The organism is Treponema zioleckii (assembly GCF_014737315.1).
In the GTDB taxonomy this organism is placed as follows: domain Bacteria; phylum Spirochaetota; class Spirochaetia; order Treponematales; family Treponemataceae; genus Treponema_D; species Treponema_D zioleckii.
Window position 1 is genome coordinate 13482 of record NZ_JPUF01000014.1, and the last position, 26147, is coordinate 39628.

Annotated in this window: 21 protein-coding genes and 1 pseudogene; 19 read left to right on the forward strand and 3 right to left on the reverse strand. The window is 34.1% G+C overall.

Features of this window, described 5'->3' with window-relative positions; genetic code table 11:
- Nucleotides 1-118: 118 nt before the first annotated feature.
- The 3 genes from JI65_RS05310 to JI65_RS05320 form a co-directional block, all read right to left on the reverse strand.
- Nucleotides 119-883: an HU family DNA-binding protein gene (locus tag JI65_RS05310; protein WP_191014348.1), complete on the reverse strand. Its 765-nt coding sequence runs from the start codon at nucleotides 881-883 to the stop codon at nucleotides 119-121.
- Nucleotides 884-1163: 280 nt separating this feature from the next.
- Nucleotides 1164-1823: a hypothetical protein gene (locus JI65_RS05315; RefSeq protein WP_191014349.1), complete on the reverse strand. Its 660-nt coding sequence runs from the start codon at nucleotides 1821-1823 to the stop codon at nucleotides 1164-1166.
- A gap of 14 nt (nucleotides 1824-1837) precedes the next feature.
- Nucleotides 1838-2224: a helix-turn-helix domain-containing protein gene (locus JI65_RS05320; RefSeq protein ID WP_002703356.1), complete on the reverse strand. Its 387-nt coding sequence runs from the start codon at nucleotides 2222-2224 to the stop codon at nucleotides 1838-1840.
- A 280-nt stretch (nucleotides 2225-2504) separates the two neighbouring features.
- On the opposite strand from JI65_RS05320, the gene JI65_RS05325 reads away from it, so the two are divergent.
- The 19 genes and pseudogenes from JI65_RS05325 to JI65_RS05405 all read left to right on the forward strand — a co-directional run bounded on the left by JI65_RS05325 (nucleotide 2505) and on the right by JI65_RS05405 (nucleotide 26132).
- Nucleotides 2505-3596 carry an SNF2-related protein gene (locus tag JI65_RS05325; protein WP_191014350.1) on the forward strand — a complete coding sequence of 364 codons (1092 nt, stop codon included), beginning with the start codon at nucleotides 2505-2507 and terminating at the stop codon, nucleotides 3594-3596.
- A 205-nt stretch (nucleotides 3597-3801) separates the two neighbouring features.
- A complete protein-coding gene (locus JI65_RS05330) occupies nucleotides 3802-4728 on the forward strand; it encodes a DUF2971 domain-containing protein (protein WP_191014351.1) in 927 nt (308 codons plus the stop codon).
- Nucleotides 4729-4792: 64 nt separating this feature from the next.
- Nucleotides 4793-6271: an ATP-binding protein gene (locus tag JI65_RS05335; RefSeq protein ID WP_191014352.1), complete on the forward strand. Its 1479-nt coding sequence runs from the start codon at nucleotides 4793-4795 to the stop codon at nucleotides 6269-6271.
- 2 nt (nucleotides 6272-6273) lie between these two features.
- A complete protein-coding gene (locus tag JI65_RS05340) occupies nucleotides 6274-8967 on the forward strand; it encodes a DEAD/DEAH box helicase family protein (RefSeq protein ID WP_197971904.1) in 2694 nt (897 codons plus the stop codon).
- Entirely contained in the window at nucleotides 8960-9307 is a 348-nt protein-coding gene (locus JI65_RS17070) for a restriction endonuclease (RefSeq protein WP_197971905.1), read from the forward strand. The genes JI65_RS05340 and JI65_RS17070 overlap by 8 nt, the downstream gene beginning before the upstream one ends.
- Nucleotides 9308-9353: 46 nt before the next feature.
- Entirely contained in the window at nucleotides 9354-13031 is a 3678-nt protein-coding gene (locus tag JI65_RS05345) for an ATP-dependent DNA helicase (protein ID WP_191014353.1), read from the forward strand.
- A 16-nt stretch (nucleotides 13032-13047) separates the two neighbouring features.
- Nucleotides 13048-16155, forward strand: coding sequence for a DEAD/DEAH box helicase (locus JI65_RS05350; protein ID WP_191014354.1), 3108 nt, complete (start codon nucleotides 13048-13050; stop codon nucleotides 16153-16155).
- A gap of 12 nt (nucleotides 16156-16167) precedes the next feature.
- The gene (locus tag JI65_RS05355) at nucleotides 16168-17430 is read left to right on the forward strand and encodes an acetate and sugar kinases/Hsc70/actin family protein (protein ID WP_191014355.1); all 1263 of its coding nucleotides are present in this window, start codon (nucleotides 16168-16170) and stop codon (nucleotides 17428-17430) included.
- A gap of 12 nt (nucleotides 17431-17442) precedes the next feature.
- Nucleotides 17443-18474, forward strand: a complete 1032-nt coding sequence (locus tag JI65_RS05360) for a hypothetical protein (protein ID WP_191014356.1) — start codon at nucleotides 17443-17445, stop codon at nucleotides 18472-18474.
- Nucleotides 18475-18483: 9 nt separating this feature from the next.
- A complete protein-coding gene (locus tag JI65_RS05365; RefSeq protein WP_191014357.1) occupies nucleotides 18484-19434 on the forward strand; it encodes an AAA domain-containing protein in 951 nt (316 codons plus the stop codon).
- A 142-nt stretch (nucleotides 19435-19576) separates the two neighbouring features.
- Nucleotides 19577-19903: pseudogene (locus JI65_RS17825) on the forward strand (AAA domain-containing protein); the annotation flags it as partial.
- A gap of 80 nt (nucleotides 19904-19983) precedes the next feature.
- Nucleotides 19984-21045 carry an AAA domain-containing protein gene (locus JI65_RS05375; protein WP_340138429.1) on the forward strand — a complete coding sequence of 354 codons (1062 nt, stop codon included), beginning with the start codon at nucleotides 19984-19986 and terminating at the stop codon, nucleotides 21043-21045.
- A 3-nt stretch (nucleotides 21046-21048) separates the two neighbouring features.
- Nucleotides 21049-21354 (forward strand): TIGR04076 family protein, encoded by a 306-nt coding sequence (locus JI65_RS05380; protein ID WP_178749920.1) that lies wholly within the window; start codon nucleotides 21049-21051, stop codon nucleotides 21352-21354.
- Between the two features lie 175 nt (nucleotides 21355-21529).
- On the forward strand, nucleotides 21530-21652 hold the full coding sequence (locus tag JI65_RS17520) for a hypothetical protein (RefSeq protein WP_277950585.1): 123 nt from the start codon (nucleotides 21530-21532) through the stop codon (nucleotides 21650-21652).
- A gap of 222 nt (nucleotides 21653-21874) precedes the next feature.
- Nucleotides 21875-22147 (forward strand): ABC-2 family transporter protein, encoded by a 273-nt coding sequence (locus tag JI65_RS17760; protein WP_422822277.1) that lies wholly within the window; start codon nucleotides 21875-21877, stop codon nucleotides 22145-22147.
- A 241-nt stretch (nucleotides 22148-22388) separates the two neighbouring features.
- Nucleotides 22389-23315: a transporter substrate-binding domain-containing protein gene (locus JI65_RS05390; protein ID WP_191014360.1), complete on the forward strand. Its 927-nt coding sequence runs from the start codon at nucleotides 22389-22391 to the stop codon at nucleotides 23313-23315.
- A gap of 20 nt (nucleotides 23316-23335) precedes the next feature.
- Nucleotides 23336-24094 carry an amino acid ABC transporter permease gene (locus JI65_RS05395; protein WP_191014361.1) on the forward strand — a complete coding sequence of 253 codons (759 nt, stop codon included), beginning with the start codon at nucleotides 23336-23338 and terminating at the stop codon, nucleotides 24092-24094.
- Nucleotides 24095-24859, forward strand: coding sequence for an amino acid ABC transporter ATP-binding protein (locus JI65_RS05400; protein ID WP_191014362.1), 765 nt, complete (start codon nucleotides 24095-24097; stop codon nucleotides 24857-24859). It begins immediately after the preceding gene.
- 13 nt (nucleotides 24860-24872) lie between these two features.
- Nucleotides 24873-26132 carry a glutathione S-transferase C-terminal domain-containing protein gene (locus JI65_RS05405; protein ID WP_191014363.1) on the forward strand — a complete coding sequence of 420 codons (1260 nt, stop codon included), beginning with the start codon at nucleotides 24873-24875 and terminating at the stop codon, nucleotides 26130-26132.
- The last annotated feature ends 15 nt before the right edge of the window (nucleotides 26133-26147 follow it).

The window sequence follows — 26147 nt, forward strand, 5'->3', positions numbered from 1 at the left end:
GGCACGGACTTTTGGCATTTCCGCGCTAGGTGCGCTCCATTCCTAGGCTTGCGCTACGGAAAGGCGGCAAGCCCCATACAGGAACTTCCGCCTTACTGGGCAACGAAGATTTTTTCTTCTAAGCCGCTACCGTAACAGTTTTACTTACAGCACTTGCAAGGGCCTTCAACTCCTTGTCGCCGGAGCAGTAACGGGTGCGGATTACGATTTTGTAATTCGCTTCCGAAAGACTGTCGGGAACGTAGAACTCAAGTGTCTTGGGCTTGTTGGAACTTACCGTTTCCTTACCCACTTGCACCCAGGTTGTTTCGTCTTTATTGACATTGCCTTCCGAGTCAAGCGGCGCGAACCAAATTCCTGCGTCATCGCCTAAAAGCTTGAGCTTTGTGCCGGTGATTTTGACTCCCTTACCTTTAAGAAGATTGCGCTCTTCGTTCTGGTTGAAGGTGTTGATGATTCTGTCGATTACAGGGCTTGAATCCGCGATGATGACCTTATCGACTTTGAGGCTGTCCACGGCTTCCTGGGCACGGCTGCTGGGTGTAAAGTTCAGCTTGAATCCCGGAATGCTTGATTCCCCCGGATTTTCTCCGCTTACACTTCCTGCGACGCTTATGTACAAGGTGCCAAGCCCAAGAACGTCCACCGCCTTTGCATTCTGGCAGGCAGAAAGCATTTCGTCCCCCAAAAGATTTGCCACGTGCTGAATCATGTAGGGACTTACGCCCTCGTTCTTTTTTGAAATCGATGCGATTAGGTTTTCAAGAGTCACTGTGTTTCTTGTTACACGTCCAATGAACGAATTCTCTTCTGCCGAGAACTGATTTTTACGCAGAGTCACGCTTAAGATGCTGTCTGCATTTTTAAAAGTTGTAGTAGCCATAATTGTCTATGCTCCTGTAAATGGTGGTTTTGACATGCTCAACCACCGGATTTAATGTTGTTTTGTCAAAGCCGCACCAACGGGACGGCGGGAGACCAAAAACTTTGAGTGCAGAGCGTTCTGATTTTCTTCGCACTGCATCAAGAAAAAAAGTCTTTGACGGGAAGCATAGATTTATAGTAGAATAGTACAATCGATTTTGGATTCTGCTATAGAATCTATGCAAAGCTTCTGTTTAACGCCAATTAAACGGGAGCTTATTTTTTTGCCTGCAGGCCATCTAACCAATCCTCCTTTGTAATTCAGTCTGTTTGTTTTGAGCCATGATTTTTGGAACGATATTCTTCATAAAATTCTCCGCAAGAACTTTATGATTCTGACAATAAAAGAGCGCAAGAGAAATCTGGTCTTTGCCCATACATGAGCCGAAGTCAAAATCTCCTGCGCTTTGCGCTTTCAGAAGCTCCTCTTCGCTGAACACAAGCAGAGATGTAAGCAAATCCGCAATGTTTTCGTGAATGTTCATAAAAACAGCTTTTGAAACAGTATCAAGCCGTTCAAATTCCTGAAGGCCAAGGTTCAGCTTAAAATAGTTTATCAGACCCCAGTGTGAAATTTCGTGTGCAATGGAGTAGAGCGCGTTTCGGTCTCCGCTGCGGGCTCTTTCGTAGACGGATTCCTTGATGCAAATTTCATGCAAGTTTGCGCGATGTTTGTAATATGCCTGCACGCTCTCCTTGCAGTCCCAGTCAGCATCGGCAATAACATTGAACTCAAAGTTTGTGTCGGCCTGGCATAGCGTATTTTCCGCAATGCTTAACGCCGGAAAGTTTTGCGTGGAGCTGAGCCCGAAAAACTTTTTGAACTCAACTGCCATCTGTTTAAAATCCACAATCATCATCAGGATGACCGTTCCAACCACTGAAATCTGATCCGACATTTAGTAACCTCCTTTTACATAGGCCCAGCTTCCGATTTGATTCTTTGCAGACAATCCTTTATTTCTGCAAGCTGCTTTCTGTTCATCTGCGACAGGTCATGCGCAAACATAACAGCAGTGTCCACATATTCAGGGAAAAGTTCCTCCTGAATACCCGAAAGGCCGATTTCGACCTTTTTCCTTGATTCCGCGACAAGCCGCGCAAACTCAAGCTTTTGTTCCTCCGAAAGGCTGTATGCCTTATAGAGGTTCTCCTTCATATCTTCCGGCGCAGTCCTCTTGTTGTTTTCTATTGCCGAAAGATAAGCGGCAGAAAGATTGATTTTTTCCGCCATATCGCCCAAGCTCTCGTCGCTGTCAATGCGAATCTTCCTAAGAAACTTTGCGATTTCTGTAGCCATAAATACCTACCCGTTTTTACGGACTTCACCGTAGGATTTTTGTTAGCAAGGCGGTTTGCTACTTCCGCCTTATTTTTCTTTCTTGTTCATAATATATTACAGATATTTTATAGAGTCAATACTAAAAATATAAAAATATTTACAAATTGTAAATATAAACAAATCCATTGTGTATGGATAAGGCTTTCCACACACTGTGGAAAGGCGAGAAAAGAGGCTGTGGAATGAGCTATCCACAGGAAATGGAATGTATGGTATGATGGAAATAGGGAATTAAAAGATGGAAATTACAACACCAGAATTCATTGATAATGTACACAAAACTCTAAGTCAAAGTTTAAAAGAAGAAATAAAACCTGGTAGTAAAATATCTATTGCAGCTGCATGTTTTTCGATTTACGCGTATCAGGAATTGAAAAATGAATTGAAGAATATTGATGAACTCCGTTTTATTTTTACTTCTCCAACATTTGTGACTGAAAAGACCAAAAAAGAAAAGCGGGAGTTTTATATTCCACGATTAAATCGTGAGCGCAGTCTTTACGGAACAGAATTTGAAGTAAAGCTTCGCAATGAACTTAATCAGAAGGCTATTGCAAAAGAATGTGCAGAATGGATTAAAAAGAAAGCGGTTTTCAAATCAAACTCTACTCAACAGAATATGCCAAGTTTTATGAACGTAGATGAAACTGCATACAATCCTGTAAGAGAATTTACTGCTGTTGAACTTGGTGTTGAAAAAGGAAATAATGCAGCCTTTGCAATTACAAAAATGCAATCACCTATGAGTGTTGGTTTCTTGCAGATGTTTGAACAGTTCTGGCAGAATAAAGATATTATGCAAGACGTTACCGAACAGGTAATTGAAAACATTAGTTCTGCATATAATGAGAATTCACCAGAGTTTATTTATTTTGTTACACTTTATAATATTTTCAAAGAGTTTTTGGATGATATTAGTGAAGACGTTCTGCCAAAAGAAGCTACAGGATTTAAGCAGAGCGCAATCTGGAATAAACTTTATAACTTCCAGCAGGATGCTTGTCTTGCAATCATAAATAAACTTGAAAAATATAACGGATGTATTCTTGCAGATAGCGTCGGTCTTGGTAAAACATTTACTGCATTGGCTGTAATAAAGTATTACGAAACACGTAATAAAAATGTTCTTGTTTTGAGTCCGAAAAAGCTTTCAGATAACTGGAATACATACCGTGATAATTATTCTAATAATCCACTTATAGAGGATCGACTCAATTATAAAGTTCTTTATCATACTGATATTGGCCGTAGCAAAGGTTTTTCAAATGGAACTGATTTAGGACGATTACGCTGGGATACTTATGATTTAATTGTATACGAGCGAAGTTAGCAAACATTAGTTCTGTTGAAAAGATGCTTTCTTCACTAGAAACAGCTGAAAAAGATTCAATCATTTCAGAACTTAATTGTTTACTTGATAATGCTGTCGAAAAATCAGACGATACGTGGGATGAAATTAATGATGATTCTATATTTTTCGATATTAAGAATAAAATTCTTTCATTAACAATTAATGTTTTATAAGGAAATTAATTATGACAGAAATACAAGATTATCAAATGGGTGAATTTGAAACTTTATATCATTATACTTCAGCAGATGGACTAAAAAGTATCATAGAAAACAAGACTCTAAGATTTAGTGATTATCGTTTTTTAAATGATATTGATGAACTTGAATATGGAAAGAAAGTTTTTAGTCAAGTTTTAGATGAACTTAAAAATCAAGAACCAAAATATATCGATTATATTTCTCAATGGGAATCTGAATTAAAATCAATTGAGCAAGGAAAAATTAAATATTTAAAACCTGTTTCACCAGGAAAAAATGGTACAGTTAATTGCATACAATGTGAAAGCCAAAATTATCATTATTATATACTTTCATTAACAGTTTTAGGTGATAATAAGGATATGTGGAATATGTATTCTGGAAATAATCCTGGATACAGAATTAAAATTAAAGGAAATGAATTAATGAATTATTTTTATAGTATTCGTGATAGCTATATGTCTAAAGGTATACTTTTTTCCACAGAACATAGAATGCCAGTTTTTTATGGTGAGGAGGCAATAGAATATATAAAAAATGCACTAAAAATAGAATTCATAAATGGAAATTCATCTATCTCACAATTTGGTTCAATATTTAAGTATTTGGCATTTGTAAAAGATGAAGCTTTTCGTAGTGAGAGTGAATATAGATTAGGATTTTGTTTTGTGGATGAAATGGATAATTCTGAAATAAATAGAGAAAACGCCAAAAAGGTATTTATGAATAAAAATGGAACGATATATCCATATATGGAATTTCAGAATTTCCCGTTCGATAAAATTGTTGAAGAAATAATGATTAGTCCGTACAACAAATCTGAATTGGCTGAAATTGGATTAAAAGAATTCTTACGTGCGAATAAACTTGAAAATGTAAAGATAAAAAGATCTGAAATTAGAATCAGATAGGAGTGAATAATCTTATGGCAGAACTTCTAATTACTAGAAACAACTAAAACCAGGAGGTATCCACATGACACTTTTAGAAGAAATCCAAAATGGAGAAACAGAAACTCTTGAATTCAAGCGGGAAATCCCATCAAAAGACTCAAAACTTATGAAAACTGTTGTTGCTTTCTCTAATTGTCATGGCGGTCGTATTCTTTTTGGTGTTGATGATGAAACACATGAGATTGTAGGTATTGAAAACGAAAATGTATTTAAGTTTATGGATTCTCTTGCGGATATGATAAGCGAGACTGTTGAGCCACAAGTGATACCACGCATTACTTTTGAGACCATAGAAGATAAAACTGTCGTTGTTGTTCAGATTGTTGCTGGGCAGAATCAGCCATATTTTCTAAAAGCAGAAGGAATGAATGATGGTGTTTATATCCGTGTGGCGGCAACTACAAGAAAAGCTGAGCGTGAAAAAGTAAAAGAACTAATGCTTTGGGGTGAGGGTAAGTCTTATGATAAGATTTTTGAGAATCACGAGCCTGTCACAGAAGAGTCCGCCTTACACTTGTGCAAGGCGATAGAAAAATTGAACGGTAAAAATCCTGTTACACTGGAAAACATAAAAAGCTGGGGACTTATTAAAGGTGAAAACGGAAAACTTCTTCCTTCAATAGCATTCAGACTTTTGGAAACCAGTGATATTCATTTTGCACAAGTTCAGTGTGGAGTGTTTCGTGGGACAGACAAAGTTTTTTTTATTGACCGAAAGGAATATTCTGGTCCAATTTATGAACAGATTGAAAACGCCTACAATTTTGTTATGCAGCATATTAACATTGGAGCAAAAATTGAAGGTTTGTACCGGAAAGATATTCCAGAAATTCCTGCTGAAGCAATTCGTGAACTTATTGTAAATGCAGTCATGCACAGAAACTATCTTTCTCATTCATACATTCAAATATGCATTTTTGACGACAGGTTAGAAATTACAAGCCCTGGAGGTTTGTACGGTGGACTTACTATTGAAAAAATGCTAAAGGGAAGTTCCAGTATTCGAAATGAACTTATTGCGGATACATTTTTACGCATGGGCATTGTGGAAAAATGGGGAACAGGAATAAAACGCATTGCAGATTTATGCCATGAGCATGGTTTGGGCGAAGTTGAATATTCTTCTGATGATGAAAGTTTTACTGCGATTATAAGAAGAACTAGAAAAGATTTGTTTGACATGAATGTCCCTAAAACGACAGCAGAAATGTCCCTAAATGTCCCTAAAAAATCAGTGGAACTTCACCAGAACTTCACCGAAACTTCACCAGAACTTCACCAGAACTTCACCGAAAATCTTTCGGATTCTGTATTAAATACTTTTGAAGAAATAAAGAAAAACCCGAGAGCAACTGCAGAAGCTCTTGCCAAAATATTAGGTGTTTCTTCAAGGACAATAAAAACACATTTTTCAATCTTAAAAGATAAAGGCTTGATTGCATATTCGGGTAGTACGAAATCAGGTCATTGGATTATAAAAGATATTGCAGAAAAGGAATAAATATGAAGATTCAATATAAAGACCAAAGTTTCCAGACAGATGCTGCAAAAGCTGTTGTAGATGTTTTTGAAGGACAGCCTTATGCTACAAACTCTTATATTATAGATGCCGGAAATGTAATGCAAGGACTTGAATTTACAGGATGGAATAATAATCCTGTAATTCAAGATTTAACAGATCCTAAAATACTTTATAAGATAAATGAAATTCAACGTAAAAATCAGCTTAAGCCAGATGACCATTTATTTGGTAGATATAACTTAACCATTGAGATGGAAACTGGTGTTGGTAAAACTTTTACTTACATCAAAACTATGTATGAACTTAATCAGGCATACGGCTGGTGTAAATTTATTATAGTTGTTCCTCCAATTGCAATTAGAGAAGGTGTTTATAAAACCTTCCAGACAACAGAAGAATACTTTGCATTAAAATACCAGAAGAAGATACGTTTCTTTATTTATAATTCTACAAGACTTACTGATATAGAACACTTTGCTTCAGATAGTTCTATAAATGTTATGATTATTAATAGTCAGGCATTCAATGCTACTGGAAAAGATGCCCGCCGTATTTACATGAAGCTTGATGAATTCCGTAGCCGAAGACCGATTGATGTTATTGCTAAAACAAATCCAATTGTCATAATTGACGAACCACAGTCTGTTGAAGGTGAAAAAACAAAGCTCCGGCTTAAAGAATTTAATCCTTTAATGACTTTACGGTATTCAGCAACTCATCGTGAAAATTACAATATGATTTACCGTTTGGATGCTATGGAAGCATATAACAAGCGTTTGGTAAAAAAGATTCGAGTTACTGGTATTACTCAGAATGGAACATCTTCTACAGACAGTTATATATATTTAGCAGGAATCAATCTTAGTTCTGGAAATCCTACTGCAACTATCGAATTTAATTTCAATACAGCTACAGGAACTAAGAAAATAACTCGTACTGTAAATGAAGGTTATAACCTTTATGATAATTCCAATGGCCGTGAAGAGTATAAGAATAACTTTATAGTTACACGCATTGATGGTCGTGATAACTCAATTGAGTTTATGAATGGCATTAAGCTTTTTGCCGGTGAAGTTACTGGAAAAGAAAATGAAGACAATATTCGTGCTATCCAGATTAGAGAAACAATCAAAGCTCATTTGGAACGTGAACGCCAGCTGTTCTACAAAGGTATAAAAGTTCTTTCATTGTTCTTTATTGATGAAGTTGCAAATTACCGTATTTATGGCAAAGGTAGTGATTACAGCAATGGTAAATATGCTGACATGTTTGAAACCATATATGATGAAGTTGTTGAAGAAACAAAGAAAGAATTAGATTTGTATCCTGAATACATTGCTTATCTTGATTCAATTGAAACAAAGAAAACTCATGCGGGCTATTTTAGCCAAGATAAAAAGGGTAATTTTACAGAATCAAAATTAAGTGACAAAAAAGAAAAGACTTCAGACGACGTTGATGCTTATGACCTTATTATGAAGGATAAGGAGCTTCTTCTTGACCGTGATCCAAAAAAATCTCCTGTCCGATTTATTTTTAGTCATTCAGCATTAAGAGAAGGTTGGGACAATCCAAATGTTTTCCAGATTTGTACTTTGAAACAAAGCGGAAGTGATGTTCGTAAACGCCAGGAAGTAGGCCGAGGTCTTCGTCTGTGTATTAATGAAAACGGTGAGCGAATGGATGAAAGCCTTCTTGGAAATGATCTTCATAATATTAACTGTCTTACTGTAATTGCCAGTGAAAGTTATGAAAAATTTGCAAAAGAACTTCAAACCGAATTTGCAGAAAGTATTGGTGATAGGCCTGTAAAAGTTACGGCAGAATTGTTCAAAGGTAGAGAACTTATTGATAAAGATGGTAACAAGAAAGTTATAGATAAAGAAATGGCAGATGCTGTCTTCTATGACCTTGTTATGAATCAATACATAGACAAGAAGGGCTTGCTCACAGACAAATATTATGATGACAAAGCAAATGGCAATGTTGAAGTTGCAGAAGAAGTTAAAGACTATGCAGATTCTATAATTAATATTTTGGATTCTGTTTATAATCCATCTTTACTTGCTCCAGAAGATACAAGAAAGAATAATGTTACTCTTTCTCTAAATAATAAGCAGGCAGCTTCCAAAGAGTTTAAAGAATTATGGTCAAGAATTAATCATAAGACAGTTTATGCAGTTGATTTTGACACAGATGAGTTAATCAAAAAGTGTATTGTTGCTATTGATACACATTTGAAAGTTGCGAAAGTTACTTACACAGTAAAAAGTGGAAGTATGGAAGAAATTCAGTCTAAAGAAAAGCTTGCTGATGGTACATCTTTTGTAATGGATAGTCATTCTACAGAAAATGCTCAGATAAGCATTAACAATTCTGTAAAATATGATTTGATTGGAAAACTTGTTGAAGAAACAAATCTTACTAGAAAAACAATTGTAGGAATTCTTAAAGGAATTCTTGCTTCAACATTTGACCAGTTTAAGGATAATCCTGAAGAATTTATTATTAAAGCTGGTAACTTGATTAATGAACAGAAAGCAACAGCTGTAATTGAACACATTACATATAATGTTCTTGATGAAACATACGACATGAAAGAAATCTTTGCAGATGCTCAAATCAAAGGAAAGCTTGATGTTAATGCAATAAAGACAAAAAAACAACTTGTATGACCATGTTGTATATGATTCATCAAATGAAAGAAAATTTGCAGAAGAATTAGATACCAGTGATGAAGTTGCTGTTTATGTAAAACTTCCTGATGGATTTTTTATTGCTACACTAATGGGACATTATAATCCTGACTGGGCAATTGCTTTCTATGAAGGAAAAGTTAAACATATTTACTTTATTGCTGAAACAAAAGGTTCTATGTCAACTTTACAGCTTCGTGGAATTGAGGATGCTAAAATACAGTGTGCTAGAAAACATTTTGCAGCATTAAGCTCTGATAATATCAAATATGATGTTGTTGATAGTTATAAGAGTTTAATGGAAATTGTGATGAAATAGTTTTCTTATAAATTGGCAAATAATCAAAAAATATACGGAGATAATTATGATTCAAAATATTACTATTCGTGTACCTTGGACTGATAATGGTTGGTGTGGAAAAGTTTGTAATCATCCATGTGGAAATACTGATTGTCTCCGTTTAAAAAATATTTACGAAAACAAAAATGAAGTTGAAGAAGAAAAAATCGCAGGAAAGCCATTAAAAGGTATTGAAAAACAAGTTCCTTGTATTGCTGAAGGTGTTGCCTTTATGTCTCCAGATGAATTAGTTAGAACTGTAATTCATCCGTATAAAGCGAATAATCCAAAAACACATGGGCACTTCTTAGATACAGATGAACATTTTGTTCCTTACTCTTTACCTGCGAGACCTTTCTTGTGGACTATGAAGAGAGGTAAAGATTTTGAAAAGTATGACATTGACTATCAGGCAAGCAGAGAACCACAATTAGATTTTGAAAATGCTTGGGTACAGGATGCAGAAAATCACCAAGCAATCTTCAAAAGATTTTATGAAAATATCATTCCAAATAAATCTCTTGTTTTTGCCTATGCTAAACAAGTTCCGTTTGTAGATGACCCGAGACGTATTGTTATTGCAGTTGGTTTTGTTGAAGAAGTTATACCATCAGTTGAACATAATCACACAGATGCCGGGACTCTGAGGTCTTATACGTGGGAAACTATGATTCGCCATTCTATTAGAGAAAATGGTGAAAACGGTTTTCTTATGCCGTATTACAAATTAATGGAATATGCAAAAGACCACTCAGATTTTGATATTAGACTAGCAACTGTTTATGCTTCGGAAGATTATCATTATGAGTTCTCTTATGCTACAGAGCATTTGAGCCATGACGGAACTATTGATACTCTACTTAGAATTATAAAGGCATTTGAATATATTGGTCAATTTGATGATATCGAAATTCCTACTCAAAAATATATTAACTGGTGTAAAAACAAATTAAAGAAAGTCTGGGAAGAAAGAGGCGGTTATCCAGGATTGGGTGAAATGCTTTATGCTTTTGGTGTAAAGAAGGGACTTCCTATTTCTGAAAAAATTAAGGATTATGCAAAGGAAAACAGTGTTACTGTTTTTTCTTGTATTGAAGATTTGTTTGCAAAGAAAGCTTCATATTTGCCTGAAGAATTAACTAATTCAATTACACCAGAAATTGTTGATGCTTGGAAAGCTTTATCTACAGAACGAAAAGCATTGTTTGAATTATTAAGTCGATTCAGTTTATCTGAACTAAATCCAAAATATAACAGGTACGATTATCTTTTTAATACTGAAAAGCGAAATAAATTTAATAAAACATGGACAGATAAAGATATTCTTGAAAATCCTTATACAATTTATGAAAGAACTAGATATCTTATGCCTGAATTAAGAGTTCCGGTTCGTTTTGTCGATATGGCAATTTTCCCAAATGAAATAATACAGGAAAAGTATCCTTTGGCAGCTTCTTCTAAATTGGAAAATGGAACAGATAAAAGACGAAAAAGAGCTTTAATTGTTGATTATCTGGAAAATCAATCAGGAAATGGTCATTCATTATATCCAATCTGGATGACTATAAATGCCATTACTGAATTGCCGATTGAACCTTCTTGTGAAATTACTGGTGATATTATATTTGGCTGTAAAGAGTTTCTTGAAGCTCAAATTAAGTTCGTTGAAATGGCGAAAAAGAACAATCCTGAAAGCGAACAAAAAGCATTCCAGTTGAAGAGACTTTATGAAGCTGATGAATTAATAGAAAGTAAAATTACAAAACGTCTGGAATCAAAAAATCCACATGAAGTAAATGCAGATTGGCAAGCTATTCTTACAAAGGCTTTTGGAGAACTCGATCCTAATGATAAGGATGAAGCAAGAGCTCGAGAAGAAAAAATTGCCATATTAAAAGAACTTGCAAAATCAAGACTTTCTGTTTTAATTGGTGGAGCTGGCACAGGAAAAACTACATTGTTATCTTTACTTTGTAGTGCAGAACAAATAAAGAATGAAAGTGTACTCTTATTAGCACCAACTGGTAAGGCTCGTGTAAAAATGATGCAGGCCATGAAAAAAATGGGAATTACAGCGGATGCAAAAACAGTTGCTGGATTCTTGATGGGCTCTAATCATTATTTTTATAAGACTGGTGAATATAAACTTACAGGACAAGAGGCTGATAAAGTTGCAGATAATGTAATTATTGATGAAAGTTCAATGCTTACTGAAGAAATGTTTGCAGCTCTTATGGAAGCTCTTGCAAAAGCAAAGAGAATTATTTTTGTTGGTGACCCAAATCAATTGCCACCTATTGGAACAGGAAGACCTTTTGTTGATTTAGTAAAGAAGCTAAGCGAGAATATTCCTGAATATATTTTCCCAAGAGTTGGTAAAGGTTTTGGTCATTTACAAACAACGCGTAGACAGCGAGGAATTAAAGGTGAAGTTAGATTTGATGTTGAACTATCTAACTGGTATAAGTCCGACAATGTAGAACTAGATGAAGATATTTTCACAAGACTTAAGATAAATGATACAAATGGACATGTAACTTTTAAGCGATGGACGACTAATGAAGAGTTAGAAAAACTTGTTTTTGAATCTATAACAGAAGTCCTGCCTGATAATATTGATGATATTGAGCATTTTAATCTTTCATTGGGTTCTACAGAAAAAATCAAAGGATATCAATATTTTAATAAAGGATGTGCTGTCAAAGCTGAAGAATGGCAGCTGCTTGCTCCTGTTAGAAATATGCCATATGGTGTAATTAATCTTAATCACATTATTCAACAAAAATATAGAAAAGATTACCTAGACCTTGCAAATAATACTTACTTTATTCCAAACCGCATGGGACCAGAAAGTATTGTTTATGGTGATAAAGTAATCTGTATTAAAAATGAAAAACGTGATGCATTTCCAAAGAGCGAAGATAATCTGAATATGGTTGCAAATGGTGAGATAGGAATTGCCATGGCTAATTGGAATAAAGGTCAGTTTTTGAATGTTGAATATGCTTCGCAGCCTGGAATAACTTATGGATATTCAAAGCGAGATTTTGGAGAGGAAGCCGAAGCTATACTGGAACTTGCTTATGCTTTGACAATTCATAAAGCACAAGGCTCTGAGTTTGGAACTGTAATTCTAGTTTTGAATGACCCCTGCTTATTACTATCTAAGGAACTTTTATATACTGCAATTACGCGACAGATAAATAAACTCGTTATTCTTTATAACAAGGATGCAAGTAACTTACGAGATTATTCCAATTCAAAATATTCAGAGATTGCGAAACGCTTTACCAGACTTTTCCATGTACCAAGCATTGTAAAAGTTAATGACCGTTATTATGCCGAGAACCTTGTTTATAAAACAGAACGAGGCGAAATGGTTAGATCAAAATCCGAAGTCATAATTGCAAATATGCTTTATGAAAATCAAATCCCATACACTTATGAAAAAGAATTAGATGTAGGCGGATATAAGAAGATTCCTGATTTTACAATTGAAGATGAAGAAAGCGGCGATGTTTGGTATTGGGAACATTGTGGTATGATGAATGATAAGAATTACGAGAATCGCTGGAATGCAAAGGAAAAACTCTATGCAGCAAATGGAATTATTGAAGGAAAGAATCTTATTGTAACTAAAGAATACGGAAAAGGATTTGACTCTTCTGAGGTAAAAGCGATTATTGAGAAGCTTTTTAAGTGATAGCTGAGGGGAAGAAATGTTTAATACTGGCGACAGAGTAAAAAAAATTACCGATGGAAAAGTTGGTACTGTAAAAGGAACTATTAATACCGTTAATGGAACAAAATACCAGGTTCAATTTGATAACGGCGAAGCTGTCTATCTTTCTGAAGATATTCTTCAAGAATACCAAGAAATAAAAACTCCGTTAGAAGCTTTCTCGAATTTTCAATTTAATGGAATTGATGATTATAGACGCATTTTGGCTTTTCAACGTCTTACTGGTGATTTAACCAACATGTTCTATTCCATGAATAACACTTTAACAGAATATCTGCCACACCAGTTTCTGCCTGTAACTAAGTTTTTGCAATCCCCAGAAGAACGAATCCTTATCGCTGATGAAGTTGGTCTTGGTAAGACCGTTGAAGCAATGTATATCTGGAAAGAATTGGAAGCCCGCCGAAATGCAAAAAGACTTCTAGTAGTGTGTCCTGCCGTTTTACGGGGAAAGTGGAAAAGAGATATGGAAAATCTCTTTGGTATTCAAGCCAAAATTGTAAAAGCTGATGAATTATTAGATACATTCCATCTAATAGAGAAAAACCGAAATAGAGAACAATTTGCATATATATGCAGTATGGAATCCATTAGAACAAAGAAAAATGATACATACGATAAAGTAGGAAATTTAAACAGGGCCTTTGAAGAATTTGCAACAAACTATTCAGAATATGCTTTTAATTTAGTTATTATTGATGAAGCTCACTATTTAAGGAACCGAGAAACAGCAAATTTTAAAACTGGGGCACGTCTTAGAGATATAACAGAATCACTTGTTCTCCTTTCTGCAACGCCTATTCAGACTGGTTCAGAAAATCTTTATTCTATTATGAATCTTCTTTCGCCTGAAAGATTTGATAATGAATGGTCTTTTGATTATATGCTTAAAAAGGATGGAATTTTTATACAGTTAGCTAACTGTTTACAAAGACCTTCCTCAACAATAGAAGACTTTAACAATATACTCGAAGAAAATTCTTTTTCAACACAGGAAGAAAATGAACTTATTCAGGAAATTATTGAGAATAAGAGTGATATTTTTTATTCAAATGAAAAAAGAATGCAGTATTCTGAAGACTTGAGAGGCCAAGTTTTCTATAATAACCTCTTTAATAGAACCAGACGTAGATTTGTATTTGAAAATACTGCAAAACGAAGACCATTTGCTGTCGAATTCGATTTATCTCCTAATGAAATGGATATTTATCGTAGAGTAACAAGACTTATACGAGAAATGTCAAAGGGGCATTCAGAAATTATGACATTTGCTTTAATCGCACGACAGAGACAAATGGCCAGCTGTTTACCAGCAGCTTTCAAAGACTGGTTACAAAAATATAAAGAACAAGATTTTGACATATCAGAAGACGAAGGTTACGAAGCGTCAGAGTTTGATAATGATGACGACGAAGAAGAGATTACTTCTAGTAAGAATGTATATAATGATCTTAAACCATTTTATCAGAAAATTGGTGTTGAATTTACAGATGTAAGATATGAAGATTTAAAAAAATCTGATTCAAAATACAATAAGTTCCTTGAAAGCCTAAAAGACCTTCTTGAGAAAAATCCAAAAGAGAAAATTATTGTATTCTCATTCTTTAGAGGTACTAACGAATATCTAGAAGAAAGATTGCAAGAAGATGGGATTAATGTAGTTGCCATAAAAGGAGGTATGGGCTCACTTAAAGATGAAAAACTAGAAGATTTTAGAACAAACGATAATATCAATGTTCTTATTTCGTCTGAAGTAGGTTCTGAAGGTTTGGACTTACAATTTGCAAGTGTTGAATATAATTACGATTTACCTTGGAATCCAATGAGACTTGAACAAAGGATCGGACGTATCGACCGTATTGGTCAGAAAGCCGATGTGTTGCGCATTTACAACTTATACTGTCAAAATACTATTGAGGATAGAATCCTTGAAAGGTTGTATGAGCGTGTTAAAATATTTGAAAACTCAATTGGCGATATGGAAGATATCGTCGGTCAACCTATTCAGGACCTTGCTGTAGAAATATTAAATCCAGAATTAACTGATGAGGATAGGAAAGAAAAAGCAGAACAAAAAATCCAGGTTCTTATCAATCAACGAATGATGAATAACCGCTTGGAAGAAGAATCTGGAGTTCTTAATGAATACCGTGATATGGTACTCAATTCTATTGAAATTGCAAAAACAAATAGACGTTGCATAGATGTAGATGAACGTATTTTTGTAATAAAAGACTTCCTGAAAAATTATTTCCCAGGAACCTCATTCTATCAAGATAAAGATAATGAAACAAATTATGTTATCGATCTTTCTAATGATGGAATTTTTAATTTTAGAGATTTTAGAAGGCAGGTTCATCTTACAAAACCAACTTCGATTGATTCAGGAGAATGTACATTAGCGTTTTCTCCTGATACAAAATCGAGACGTCGAAGAAATATCGAAATTGCAGATTTAGACCATCCTATTTTTGACTGGATAAAATGGACAATCAATAAAGAACCTATCAAATCTACAGGTTGTTCGGCACTTACAATGAAGCCATTTGACCAGTTAAAAGCTGGTTCTTACATTTATTATATCCAAAAATGGCAAAAAGATGGAGTCGAAAGAGCTTCCGAATTAAAGTATTTTGTTATAGCTGTTAGTGACAATACAATTTTAGATGATAATCTAAGCGAAAAGATAATGAATACTGCAATAACAAAAGCAAGTACTCTTGTTAATACTGAAATAAGAATTAATGATTTTGAACCATACTTCAGTTCTGCTCAGGATTTAATTAATCATGCCTGGAAGAAGTTTGAAGAATATGAAACAAATTATATGAGAAGAAGCAAGTTTCTTTATAAAAAACAGGTAGATTTTGTAAATTTTACGGCCGACAAGAAAATTGAATCAAGGAAGAAGGCAATTGAAACATTGAGACTTGAAGGAAGGAAACAAAGCCTAATATCTATGCAAGAAAAACAAATTGACAAAATTAATAGAGAGCGTAGTCAAAAATTAGACGAACTATCAAGAAATCAATTGAATGCACCATCTGTTCAAGACTTAGGAATTGGAGTCTTAATAGTAGAGTAGGAGAGAATCTATATGCCAGCACCACAATTATCGTCTTTTAGACGTCAAACAATTAATAGCATTTTCATTGGAATAGACTTTGGAACATCCTTTACAAAGGTTTCTTATAGTTATGCCCCCTCTCAAACTCCACAAATAGAAACAATACAATGGGAAAACGAACAAGACCCATTTTTCAAGCAAACAGTTCTTTATATTCAAAATGGACGATTATATTTTGATAAACCTGCTGGAGAATCTAAGGAAGTAAAATATTTTAAGTATTCTATTATTGAAGAAAGACTTAGAAACAATGTTGAGAAAACAAAGAATAGTTTTGGAGAAATGTGTTGTGTCTACTATCTAGCACAGATAATAAGCCGTACTCTAAAAAAAATACAGGAAAAGCTGCATATCATAAATATGGATGAAATGCGAATTTCAGTGAATATGGGCGTCCCTTTAGAAAACTTTTATCAAGAAGAAAATAAGAACAACAAAGGTAAATATCAAGATATTCTAGAAGATGCAATTCTATTGGCTGGAGGTTGTAAAGTAAAAGCTATACTTCCGCAAAATCAGGTTTTAATAACTAATCTTGATTCTGTTTATTCAGAGATGCAAGAAAAAAAAGCTAAACTTAATTGGAATGTAAATGTTTATCCTGAACTTGCAGCAGAACTGTTATTGTATCATCAGTCAGATTTCGTAAAAGATGGAGTCTATGCAATTATTGATATTGGTGGTGGTACAGTTGATATGGCTTTATTTCAAAAAATAACTTCTGACACAACAAAAAATCCAAATATGTATTGTTTAGCTCAGAAAGTCCTGCCATATGGTGTTGAGATTTTACAAACCGCCCCTGAAACAATATCAAACACAGAATTCAAACAAGTCTTTTCACTAATGTTAAATGAATCAAAACATTATCTGGATGTAGATTACTCACAGTATGATAAGATTGATGTTTTCTTCTTAGGAGGTGGCTCAAATAATTCTTGGTATCTAAATAATATTAAGAATATGTCAGTCGAATATAAACTAGAACGTTCAGGTATTCCTGATTTGGCTTTCTCAAGGAGCATAAATGATTTTATTCAATCAGAAGAAAAATTACTCCGAAAAAATCAAAGACTTGTTATTTCTCAAATGTTAGCACGTCATAGAGATGAAATTGATAATGTAAAGGGATTCCCTGATTTCTATAGGCAAGAGTTAAGAGAGCGTCCTAAATTTGATGGTCCCACTTATGATGATATCTTATATGAACGTAGCTCAAAGTATTGGGATTAATGGAGAAAGTTTATGGATAACGAATTGATACAATTATTTTTTGATCCAGCTACAGAAAATATTGATTGGGAAAAGAGAAAACCACGGATAACTCCTCAAAAGCAAACTAGCAAGAGTCAAGAAAAAAATAACAAAACAATTACTTCTTCTGTAAAACTGACCTCCAGAATGCCAGATAACTTTAAATCTTATATAGCAGAGGTAAATATAAGAATTGATGAATATAGACAGTCAGGAAGTAAAGAATTAAAAAATAAACTTGCTGATGATTATAAAATCATGTGTGTAAATTTTGACAATTATGGCAGACCTCTTGAAATGTCAAATTGTATTAACTGGCTATACTCATCGGTATATTGCAATCGAGTTTCCAACAAAGACACAACAACCAGAACAACATCAAAACCTCAACTTGCTTACTCTGAACGTGGTCTTCAAATACAAAATCGCCTAAAAGAAATAAAGCCATTGATTAAACAAAAATTAGAACCTGTTGAGATTAACGACCTAAGAAATGAATTAATTTTTTTGAGAGAAGAATTAACAAATTCTCCAGACATCTTCTCAAAATTTGACAATATTCCAATAAAAATTTCTCAAATCGATTCGTATTTAAGCAAGATTGGACAAGCTACAACAACCGATTCATTGAACATCATAAATGCTAATAAAGCCGAAACGGATAATAAAAACGAATCAAAAGTTTCTGGACAAACACAACGTGGAATTGAGATACAAGAAGAACTTGCTGTTCTGCGAGAAGAAACGAAGAGAAAAGATTTAAACCCTATAGAAAAGGAAAATCTAACAAATGCTCTTATAAAACTACAAAATGAAATAACTTCAAATATGGAGAAATTTTCAAAGTTTGATAGTATTCCAGTTAGATTAAATCAGATTGAGAATTACCTCGAAAAACTGAAAGATAAGGAAGAAATAAAACCAAAACCAAGAGGAACCATGCACAAGACAGATGTAGAAGAAAAGAAGGACGAGACATCAAAGAAAAAGAAGATGCAAGTAATCTGGAAATTTGGGTTATAGGAATAATATATGAATGACCTTCACGACATTGTATTCGTAACCGACAAATACGGCAGACGAAACAAGACTGGTGATATTGAAAAATTAGCATATGATTCTCGTAAAGATGTTTATTTCATCACTTACAAGGATGGAAAAACATATCCCTGTCGAAGTTGTGATATTCAGATTATTAAAAACTGTCTTAAAGATAAACAGTCTGCAACTGTGTTCGATTATCTTCTTCAGATGGCTCAGTTCAGTGACATTAAAAATGATGACGGTCAAAATCTTCTTGTAAAGAACCTTGAAAAATCTAGATTTGTAAATGAATTTTCTGTATTAGCAAGATATCTGAATCCTAAAAAAGGTAAAGAAGTAAAGTCAAAAATCCGTTCCCTGATATTCCCATTTGGCTGCAACAACAGTCAGTTTAAGGCTGTAAGTACAGCTTTGAATAATCAGGTAAGTATAATTCAAGGACCTCCTGGGACAGGAAAAACTCAGACAATTCTGAACATCATTGCAAATCTATTAATGCGTGATAAAACAGTTTTGATTGTATCAAATAACAATGATGCAACCAGAAATGTTTACGAAAAACTTGCTTCTGATAAATATGGACTTGGATTTATCTGTGCTTTCCATGGAAAGAAAGACAATATTGAGAACTTTTTGAAAAATCAGCAGCAATTCTATCCAGAATATCTTAAAGACTGGAAGAATAAATTGCCAGTTTTGTCTCCGCTCTTAGATGAAGATATTAAACATCTGGGAAAATATTTTGAAGCTAATGAGCGTATTTCTACAATCAAATCAGAATTAGCTGCACTTAAAATTGAATCTAAATATTTTGATAACTCAATTACAGATATTTACAGTAATAAAAAGCTATTGAAAAAATCTTCTGATGTTCTAATGAACTTGCTCCAGAAGATTCAATTTACTTATGAAGAGAAAGAAAAGTTTGGATTTTTTTGAATCTAAAACTTAAGGTTTCCTTTGGACTTGGAGAAAAAGGAAACTGGACAGTTAATCCTGACAAGCAATAGAAACAATTAAAGCTACTTATTATCCTATTAAAAAGAAAGAGCTTGAAAATGAATTATATGAAAAAGAAAGTATTGTAAAAGGCTTTAATCCTAACGATGTTTATGAAAAATGCTTAACGACTTTTAGGAGTGAAGTTGCAAAAAAGTATTCAGAGAAAACAGGGCGTACACAATTCAAGGATGGTAGAGAAATATATTTTAATCCTGCAAGTTTCGCCAGCGAATATCCTGTAATTCTCAGCACAACTTTTTCTTCCAGAGGAACAATCGGGCAGGGGACAGAGTTTTTGTTTGACTATGTAATTATGGATGAAGCTTCCCAGGTTGATGTTGTTACCGGAGCTTTGGCTTTATCATGTGCTAAAAATGCTGTAATTGTAGGTGATAAAATGCAGCTTCCAAATGTAATAGAAGAACAAAAAAGAAAGTTGTACAGGAACTCTTTGAACAAACTAAACTTCCAGAAGGCTATAATTATATTAATAGTTTTCTTGCATCGCTTGAACAGGTTTTACCGGATACACCTCAAACTTTACTTCGCGAGCATTATCGCTGCCATCCAAAAATCATCAATTTCTGTAATCAACAATTTTATGGCGGTAAACTTTTAATAATGACGGAAGATAAAGGGGAAACTGATGTTCTTGAAGCAATTAAAACAACTCCTGGTAACTTCTGTAAAGACCATTATAATCAGCGTCAAATTGATGTAATCAAAGAAGAGATTCTTCCTAAATACACTAAAGAAGAAATTGCAAATCTTGGAATTATTGCACCATATAATAATCAGACTGATGCAATACGTTCTCAAATCCCTGGTATTGATGCAGCAACAGTTCATAAATATCAGGGACGAGAAAAAGACAATATTATTATTTCTACAGTTGATAATGAAATTACGAGTTTTGCTGATGACGCTAATATGCTTAATGTTGCAATTTCACGTGCTAAGAAAAAACTTGCTGTTGTCCTGTCTGGAAATGAACAGCCGGAAAACTCTAATCTTGTGGCTTTATTAAAATATATCCAGTACAACAATTTTACTATTGAAGATAGTAAGGTTAATTCAATTTTTGATTTCTTCTACACTAAAGATACAGAAGCTAAATTTAAGTATCTTAAGGCTGCCAATAAAATATCAAAATATGATTCCGAAAATGCAATGAGTACGTTGCTCACAAACATCTTTGAAGAACCTAAATACTCAAAGTTCAGTTTTGTATTTGAAATGCCTTTGAAAGATGTTGTAAATAAAAACTATATGGGAGAACTTCCGGAAGAACTTTCAACATTTGCAAATCGAAGCTGGGCTCATGTGGACTTTACAGTTTTCAATCGAGTAACAAAAGAAATCCTTTTTGGAATTGAAGTGGACGGCTATAACTATCATAAAAAGGGAACTAGACAAGCTGAGCGTGACTTAAAAAAGAATGCAATCTTTGAACAAATCGGATTACCTCTTTTAAGATTAAGTACAAAAGGTTCGGGAGAAGAAAACAAAATAAAAGCACAATTAGATAAGTACCTGGGAGCAGAATAAACAATGCACAAAATAAAAATTACTGCAATCCGTAAAGCAGATTATAAGGATTTGCAGCAAAAATACGAGAATCCCATTCAACACGCCTGTGATATTCAGGAAGGACAGGTCTTTATTGCAAATGGCTGGCAGCGTCCTGAAGGGATGTGTGAATCAGCCTGGGAAAGCATTTCTCCTTTTGTAATGACTCTAGCACATGGTGGAGAAAACATTTACGACGGCTGGATGAAGAATCCTAAATCAGCAATGATAAGCTGTAATGATGGTTTTAGACCTGTTAGCTTCCTAATAGAAGTAATGGATGAATAAATAATTCTATGCAAATAGCCTACATCATCCAGAAATTCCGACGCCGCTCAATTTCGGTCAGCATAATGGCTGATAACAAAGTTTTTGTAAAAGCACCTTACGGCACAACCGAACGCACGGTTCAAGAGTTTCCCTCTGTGTCAAGATAGATGTCGCCTGATGGAGGGGCAGCTATATGACGTATACAACAACATTTAAGAAAGCAAAAGAACTTTTTCCTTTACGATGGGGCAAAAGAAATACAAAGCAATTTAATGCTCCAGAATTTGAAGTATTAAATCCAAAGAAGACAGCATAAAAATTATAAAGTATAGCGACAACTATATTGACACAGAGGGTGGAAAGTTTTGACGAAGACAGATATGGACAATTTATTTTTGGAATAATCTTATTGGTTATCTCATGTATAAACTTAAAAGTTTCTGGTGTGCTTTTATTGCTGATTCCAATTTTTTGTATTTGTGGAATGTTAATTTATTCTGCAATTACAATTTTGCTTTCTAGTGTTTAGTTTTGGACAATCGGAAATATGGATTTAACAGATAATGTTTACGATTTTCAAGAATTTTCTAAATATCTGCTTTCAATTTTTAACAAAGGTTTTCAATTGTTGTTTAGCGTAATTATTCCAATTGGTTTTACATCTTATTATCCAAGTTTAATATATTTAAGGTTTTCTTCTACAAACTTAATACTATCTTTGCTTACAATTCCTGTTTCAATTTTATTTTTTGTAGTTTCATGGAAGATTTGGCATATTGCTTTAAGGCATTATTCGAGCTCTGGACAATAAGTTTTACAATTATCTAATTAAAAATCAAAGTCATGTGTGCTTCTTTTATAAAGAAGCACACATGACTTTATATTAAAAAAAACAATTTCTTCTTATATATAGTGCAAATATATAAAATCAAATCAGAAATAAATGCATAATTATTCATAAAACCTATTGACATACTGGGATATAAGCACTAAGTTCTAATTGCCTAGTTTACATAGTGTTTTACTAGGTTAATAGAAAAGGAGGACTCTCGATGACAAAACAGAAGGATCTTTTAACAAAACTTTTAGAACTTACGTTGGCTTTAGCTTCTCTTGCAGTAATTACAAGCTTTACATCATGCCATTCTAGCGGAAAAAAGGTAATTACAGCTGAAACTGCAGGTCTTCCTGCTCCCTTTATCGTTACCTTAGACAACGAAAAAGATGCACTATATACAACAAAAGATGGTGTTTATTTAGGTGGATACGATATTGCCGTTTTAATAGAAGCTTTTAAAACCGAATACCTTAAGGATTACGAATTAGACCTGCGAGTAACAGCATTTGCTACTGCATTGACAGATGCCCAACAGGGTGTAATTGATTTTACAGTTAACAACTGGAGTTACAATGATTCTAGGGTTGAAAGTTATTATTTCTCATATCCCTACACAAAAACAAAGTACGAAATTATTTCTACAAAGGGTACAAGTTATCAGAGCTTTGAAGAAGTAGCTGCATCAGGCAAGAAAGTTCAGTCTAGTGCAGGAAACAATGTAGCTAATGCAATCGAAAGGTGGAACGAAGTAAATCCATCTAAAAAGATTATTCTTGAATATGTTGAATCTAATACAACTCAGGATCAGCTACAGAAAATAATCGACGGAGATTATGTTGGAATCGGTGATCTTCCAGTATATGCATCATATAAAACAGAATTCCCTGCATTGTTTGCACAGATTGAAGAAACAATATTATCAACTGAAAATTCAAATGCAATTACGCAGCATGCAACATCGCATTTATTGTTCGGAAAGACAAGTGCAAACTCACTTAAATATCAGGAGCTTTTCTCAAAGGCAATATACAGCCTGTATGAAAGTGGCAAGATTAAAGAATTGTCAGAGAAATATATCGGCTATGATATTGTTCCAGACAAAGAAGACTTTTATTACATCAATGGAAATCAAAACAAATAGATAAAAAGGCAGGTGATAAAATGACTTTTGCAGGTATTACTTTTTCTGATTATTTCTCATTTGATAAACTTTGGAAAAGAATTCCTGTACTGCTTGAATTTCTTCCAATTACGCTGCTGCTTACTTTAGTTGCATTTGTATTATCAACATTATTAGGATTAATAATTGCAGTAATACGCGTTAAAAAAATAAAAGTATTAAATACATTAACAAAAATATTTTTGTCAATAATAAGAGGAACTCCTCTTATCATTCAACTATATGTAATGCGATATGGTATGTCAGCAATATTGAGAGCATTTAATGGAGGAATTAACGTAAGGATTGATGGAATCTGGTATGCGTTTGTTGCATTAGGATTATATCAGGCAGCATTTACATCCGAAACAATTCGTGCTGCTTTGGAATCTGTTGACAGGGGACAAATCGAAGCAGCACAGGCAATGGGAATGTCATATCCGCAGGTATTAAAAAGAGTAATAATTCCTGAATCACTTGAAATTGCACTGCCTGGACTTGTCAATTCTCTTATCGGATTATTTAAAGGTACATCGCTTGCTTCGGCCTGTGGTGTAATCGAAATTACTTATAAAAATACATTAATTTCGGGAAACGATTACAGGTATCTTGAAGGTTACGTAGCTTTGGCAATTATTTATTGGATAATAACATTTATATTGGAGCAGTTCAGCAAAAATATAGAATCAAGAATTAAAATTCCTGATAATGTTGAATCTATTAATACTGCTAAAAATAATTCAAGGAGAAAGTTTGCTTAGATGATAGAAATAAAAGGATTAAAGAAAAAGTTTCAGGATAATATTGTTTTAGACGGAATTAATCTATCTATTAACAAAGGTGATATTATCGGAATAATCGGTCCTTCTGGAACAGGAAAATCAACATTACTGCGCTCCATTAATCTGCTTGAAAAACCAGAAGAAGGAAGTATTTCAATCGGCCAGACATCTGTATCACTGCCGCTTAAAGGAAGTGATAAGAAAAAAGCAATTGAATTAAGAAAAAAAACGGGGATGGTGTTCCAAAGATTTAATCTATTTGAACACAAGACGGCCTTGGAAAATGTAATGGAAGGTCTCTTAGTCGTTCAGAAAAAATCTAAGGAAGAAGCAAAAAAAATAGCATTGGAAGCACTTGATGAAGTCGGCTTATTAAACTGGCAGAATCATTATCCAAAGCATATGTCCGGCGGTCAGCAGCAGCGTGTTGCAATTGCAAGAACGCTTGCAATGAGACCGGAAGTAATATTATTGGATGAACCGACGAGTGCCCTCGACCCTGAATTAATCGGAGAAGTTTTAACCGTTATCCAGAAAATTGCAGGGCAGGGATACACGATGGTTTTAGTTTCGCACGAAATGAATTTTATAAAAAAAATATCCAACAGAGTATTATTTCTTGAAGGCGGACATATCATTGAAGACGGTTCACCCAAAGATGTTTTTGAACATCCAAAAAGTGAAAGGGCAAAAGAATTTTTTGTAAAAATGGAAATATTAAAAGACCCAGAATACATAATTTAATGGAGGAATTAAAATGGCATTTTCATGTGGAATTCAAGCTCACAACGATAAGATTAAAAAGGAAAACAGCAGCGTACAATACAATGTAGAATATGATGATAACCTCGCTGCATATTTTGCATCACAGACAGGAATCAAACCCCGCGCAACGATGAAAGACGGAGAATTAAATGAAAAAGGATATTGGATCAGACAGACCAATTATTTCACGACTCCGTTCGGAAACAAGGAAGGCGAACTCAAGGCAGAAAAAGACAGGTATACAATTTACTGGACATACCTATGTAACTGGAGCAACAGACCTGTTCTCGTAAGAGATATATTAGGCCTTCAGAATGTAATTGATGAAGTCGTAGTTGATAAAACAGGCGACACAAATATTTACGGATGGGGATTTCCTTACGAAGAAGGATTTAGGGATAAAAAAACTAATGCTTATTTTCTTGCAGAATTTTATAAAAATGCAGATCCGGATTACAAAGGAAGATCAACGACTCCGACACTGGTTGATACGATTACAAAAAAAGCAGTCAACAACGACTACCATAGATTAACCAATTATATCGAAGTTAATTTTAGAAAATTCCAGAAGGCCGATGCTCCTGATTTGTATCCGGTAAAATACAGGAAGGAAATTGACGAGTTTAACGACTGGCTTTTCCCTAATATTAATGACGGACACTACAGACAGGCATTTGCAACTTCTCCAGAAGCATACAAGGACGGATACAATGCATTCCATTCTGCACTCGAAAAGTTAGACAAGCGTCTTGAAACAAACAGATTTGTATTCGGAGATTATATTACGGATTCTGACATTAGGATTTTTGTTTCACTCGTAAAATGGGAAACTGATTTTTATATGCTTGACGTTGGACCGCAAAAAAAGAGAATCCGCGAATATACGAATATCTGGGGATATTTAAGGGATTTGTTCTCGATAAAAGAATTTAAGCGATATGCAAACCTTCCATCAACAGAATACAATAAGGAACACAGAAAATATAGCTTCGGTAATTATTTGACAAGAATTGCTTCTCAAATTGATTACGAAGCTGAATGGGCAATCGGTGATGAAAGAAAAAAATTATCAAGCGATCCAGACAATGTATACCTTAAGCATCCAGCAAATGAGACGGTTGAAGACTATATAACAGAAATAAGTCCTTCTCAGTGGAATGTTGATACTATCGAAGCAAGAAGCAACAAAATATTTAATATATCTGTTGATGCAAGTATTAATCCATTAAAAGGTCTCCTTAAAAATAATTAATAAATAGGAGATAAA

Bases quoted from the DNA above. Each gene is read 5' to 3' on its own strand.
- JI65_RS05310 (WP_191014348.1), bottom strand. From the start codon at position 883: ATGGCTACTACAACTTTTAAAAATGCAGACAGCATCTTAAGCGTGACT.
- JI65_RS05315 (WP_191014349.1), bottom strand. From the start codon at position 1,823: ATGTCGGATCAGATTTCAGTGGTTGGAACGGTCATCCTGATGATGATT.
- JI65_RS05320 (WP_002703356.1), bottom strand. From the start codon at position 2,224: ATGGCTACAGAAATCGCAAAGTTTCTTAGGAAGATTCGCATTGACAGC.
- JI65_RS05325 (WP_191014350.1), top strand. From the start codon at position 2,505: ATGGAAATTACAACACCAGAATTCATTGATAATGTACACAAAACTCTA.
- JI65_RS05330 (WP_191014351.1), top strand. From the start codon at position 3,802: ATGACAGAAATACAAGATTATCAAATGGGTGAATTTGAAACTTTATAT.
- JI65_RS05335 (WP_191014352.1), top strand. From the start codon at position 4,793: ATGACACTTTTAGAAGAAATCCAAAATGGAGAAACAGAAACTCTTGAA.
- JI65_RS05340 (WP_197971904.1), top strand. From the start codon at position 6,274: ATGAAGATTCAATATAAAGACCAAAGTTTCCAGACAGATGCTGCAAAA.
- JI65_RS05345 (WP_191014353.1), top strand. From the start codon at position 9,354: ATGATTCAAAATATTACTATTCGTGTACCTTGGACTGATAATGGTTGG.
- JI65_RS05350 (WP_191014354.1), top strand. From the start codon at position 13,048: ATGTTTAATACTGGCGACAGAGTAAAAAAAATTACCGATGGAAAAGTT.
- JI65_RS05355 (WP_191014355.1), top strand. From the start codon at position 16,168: ATGCCAGCACCACAATTATCGTCTTTTAGACGTCAAACAATTAATAGC.
- JI65_RS05360 (WP_191014356.1), top strand. From the start codon at position 17,443: ATGGATAACGAATTGATACAATTATTTTTTGATCCAGCTACAGAAAAT.
- JI65_RS05365 (WP_191014357.1), top strand. From the start codon at position 18,484: ATGAATGACCTTCACGACATTGTATTCGTAACCGACAAATACGGCAGA.
- JI65_RS05380 (WP_178749920.1), top strand. From the start codon at position 21,049: ATGCACAAAATAAAAATTACTGCAATCCGTAAAGCAGATTATAAGGAT.
- JI65_RS17520 (WP_277950585.1), top strand. From the start codon at position 21,530: ATGACGTATACAACAACATTTAAGAAAGCAAAAGAACTTTTTCCTTTA.
- JI65_RS05390 (WP_191014360.1), top strand. From the start codon at position 22,389: ATGACAAAACAGAAGGATCTTTTAACAAAACTTTTAGAACTTACGTTG.
- JI65_RS05395 (WP_191014361.1), top strand. From the start codon at position 23,336: ATGACTTTTGCAGGTATTACTTTTTCTGATTATTTCTCATTTGATAAA.
- JI65_RS05400 (WP_191014362.1), top strand. From the start codon at position 24,095: ATGATAGAAATAAAAGGATTAAAGAAAAAGTTTCAGGATAATATTGTT.
- JI65_RS05405 (WP_191014363.1), top strand. From the start codon at position 24,873: ATGGCATTTTCATGTGGAATTCAAGCTCACAACGATAAGATTAAAAAG.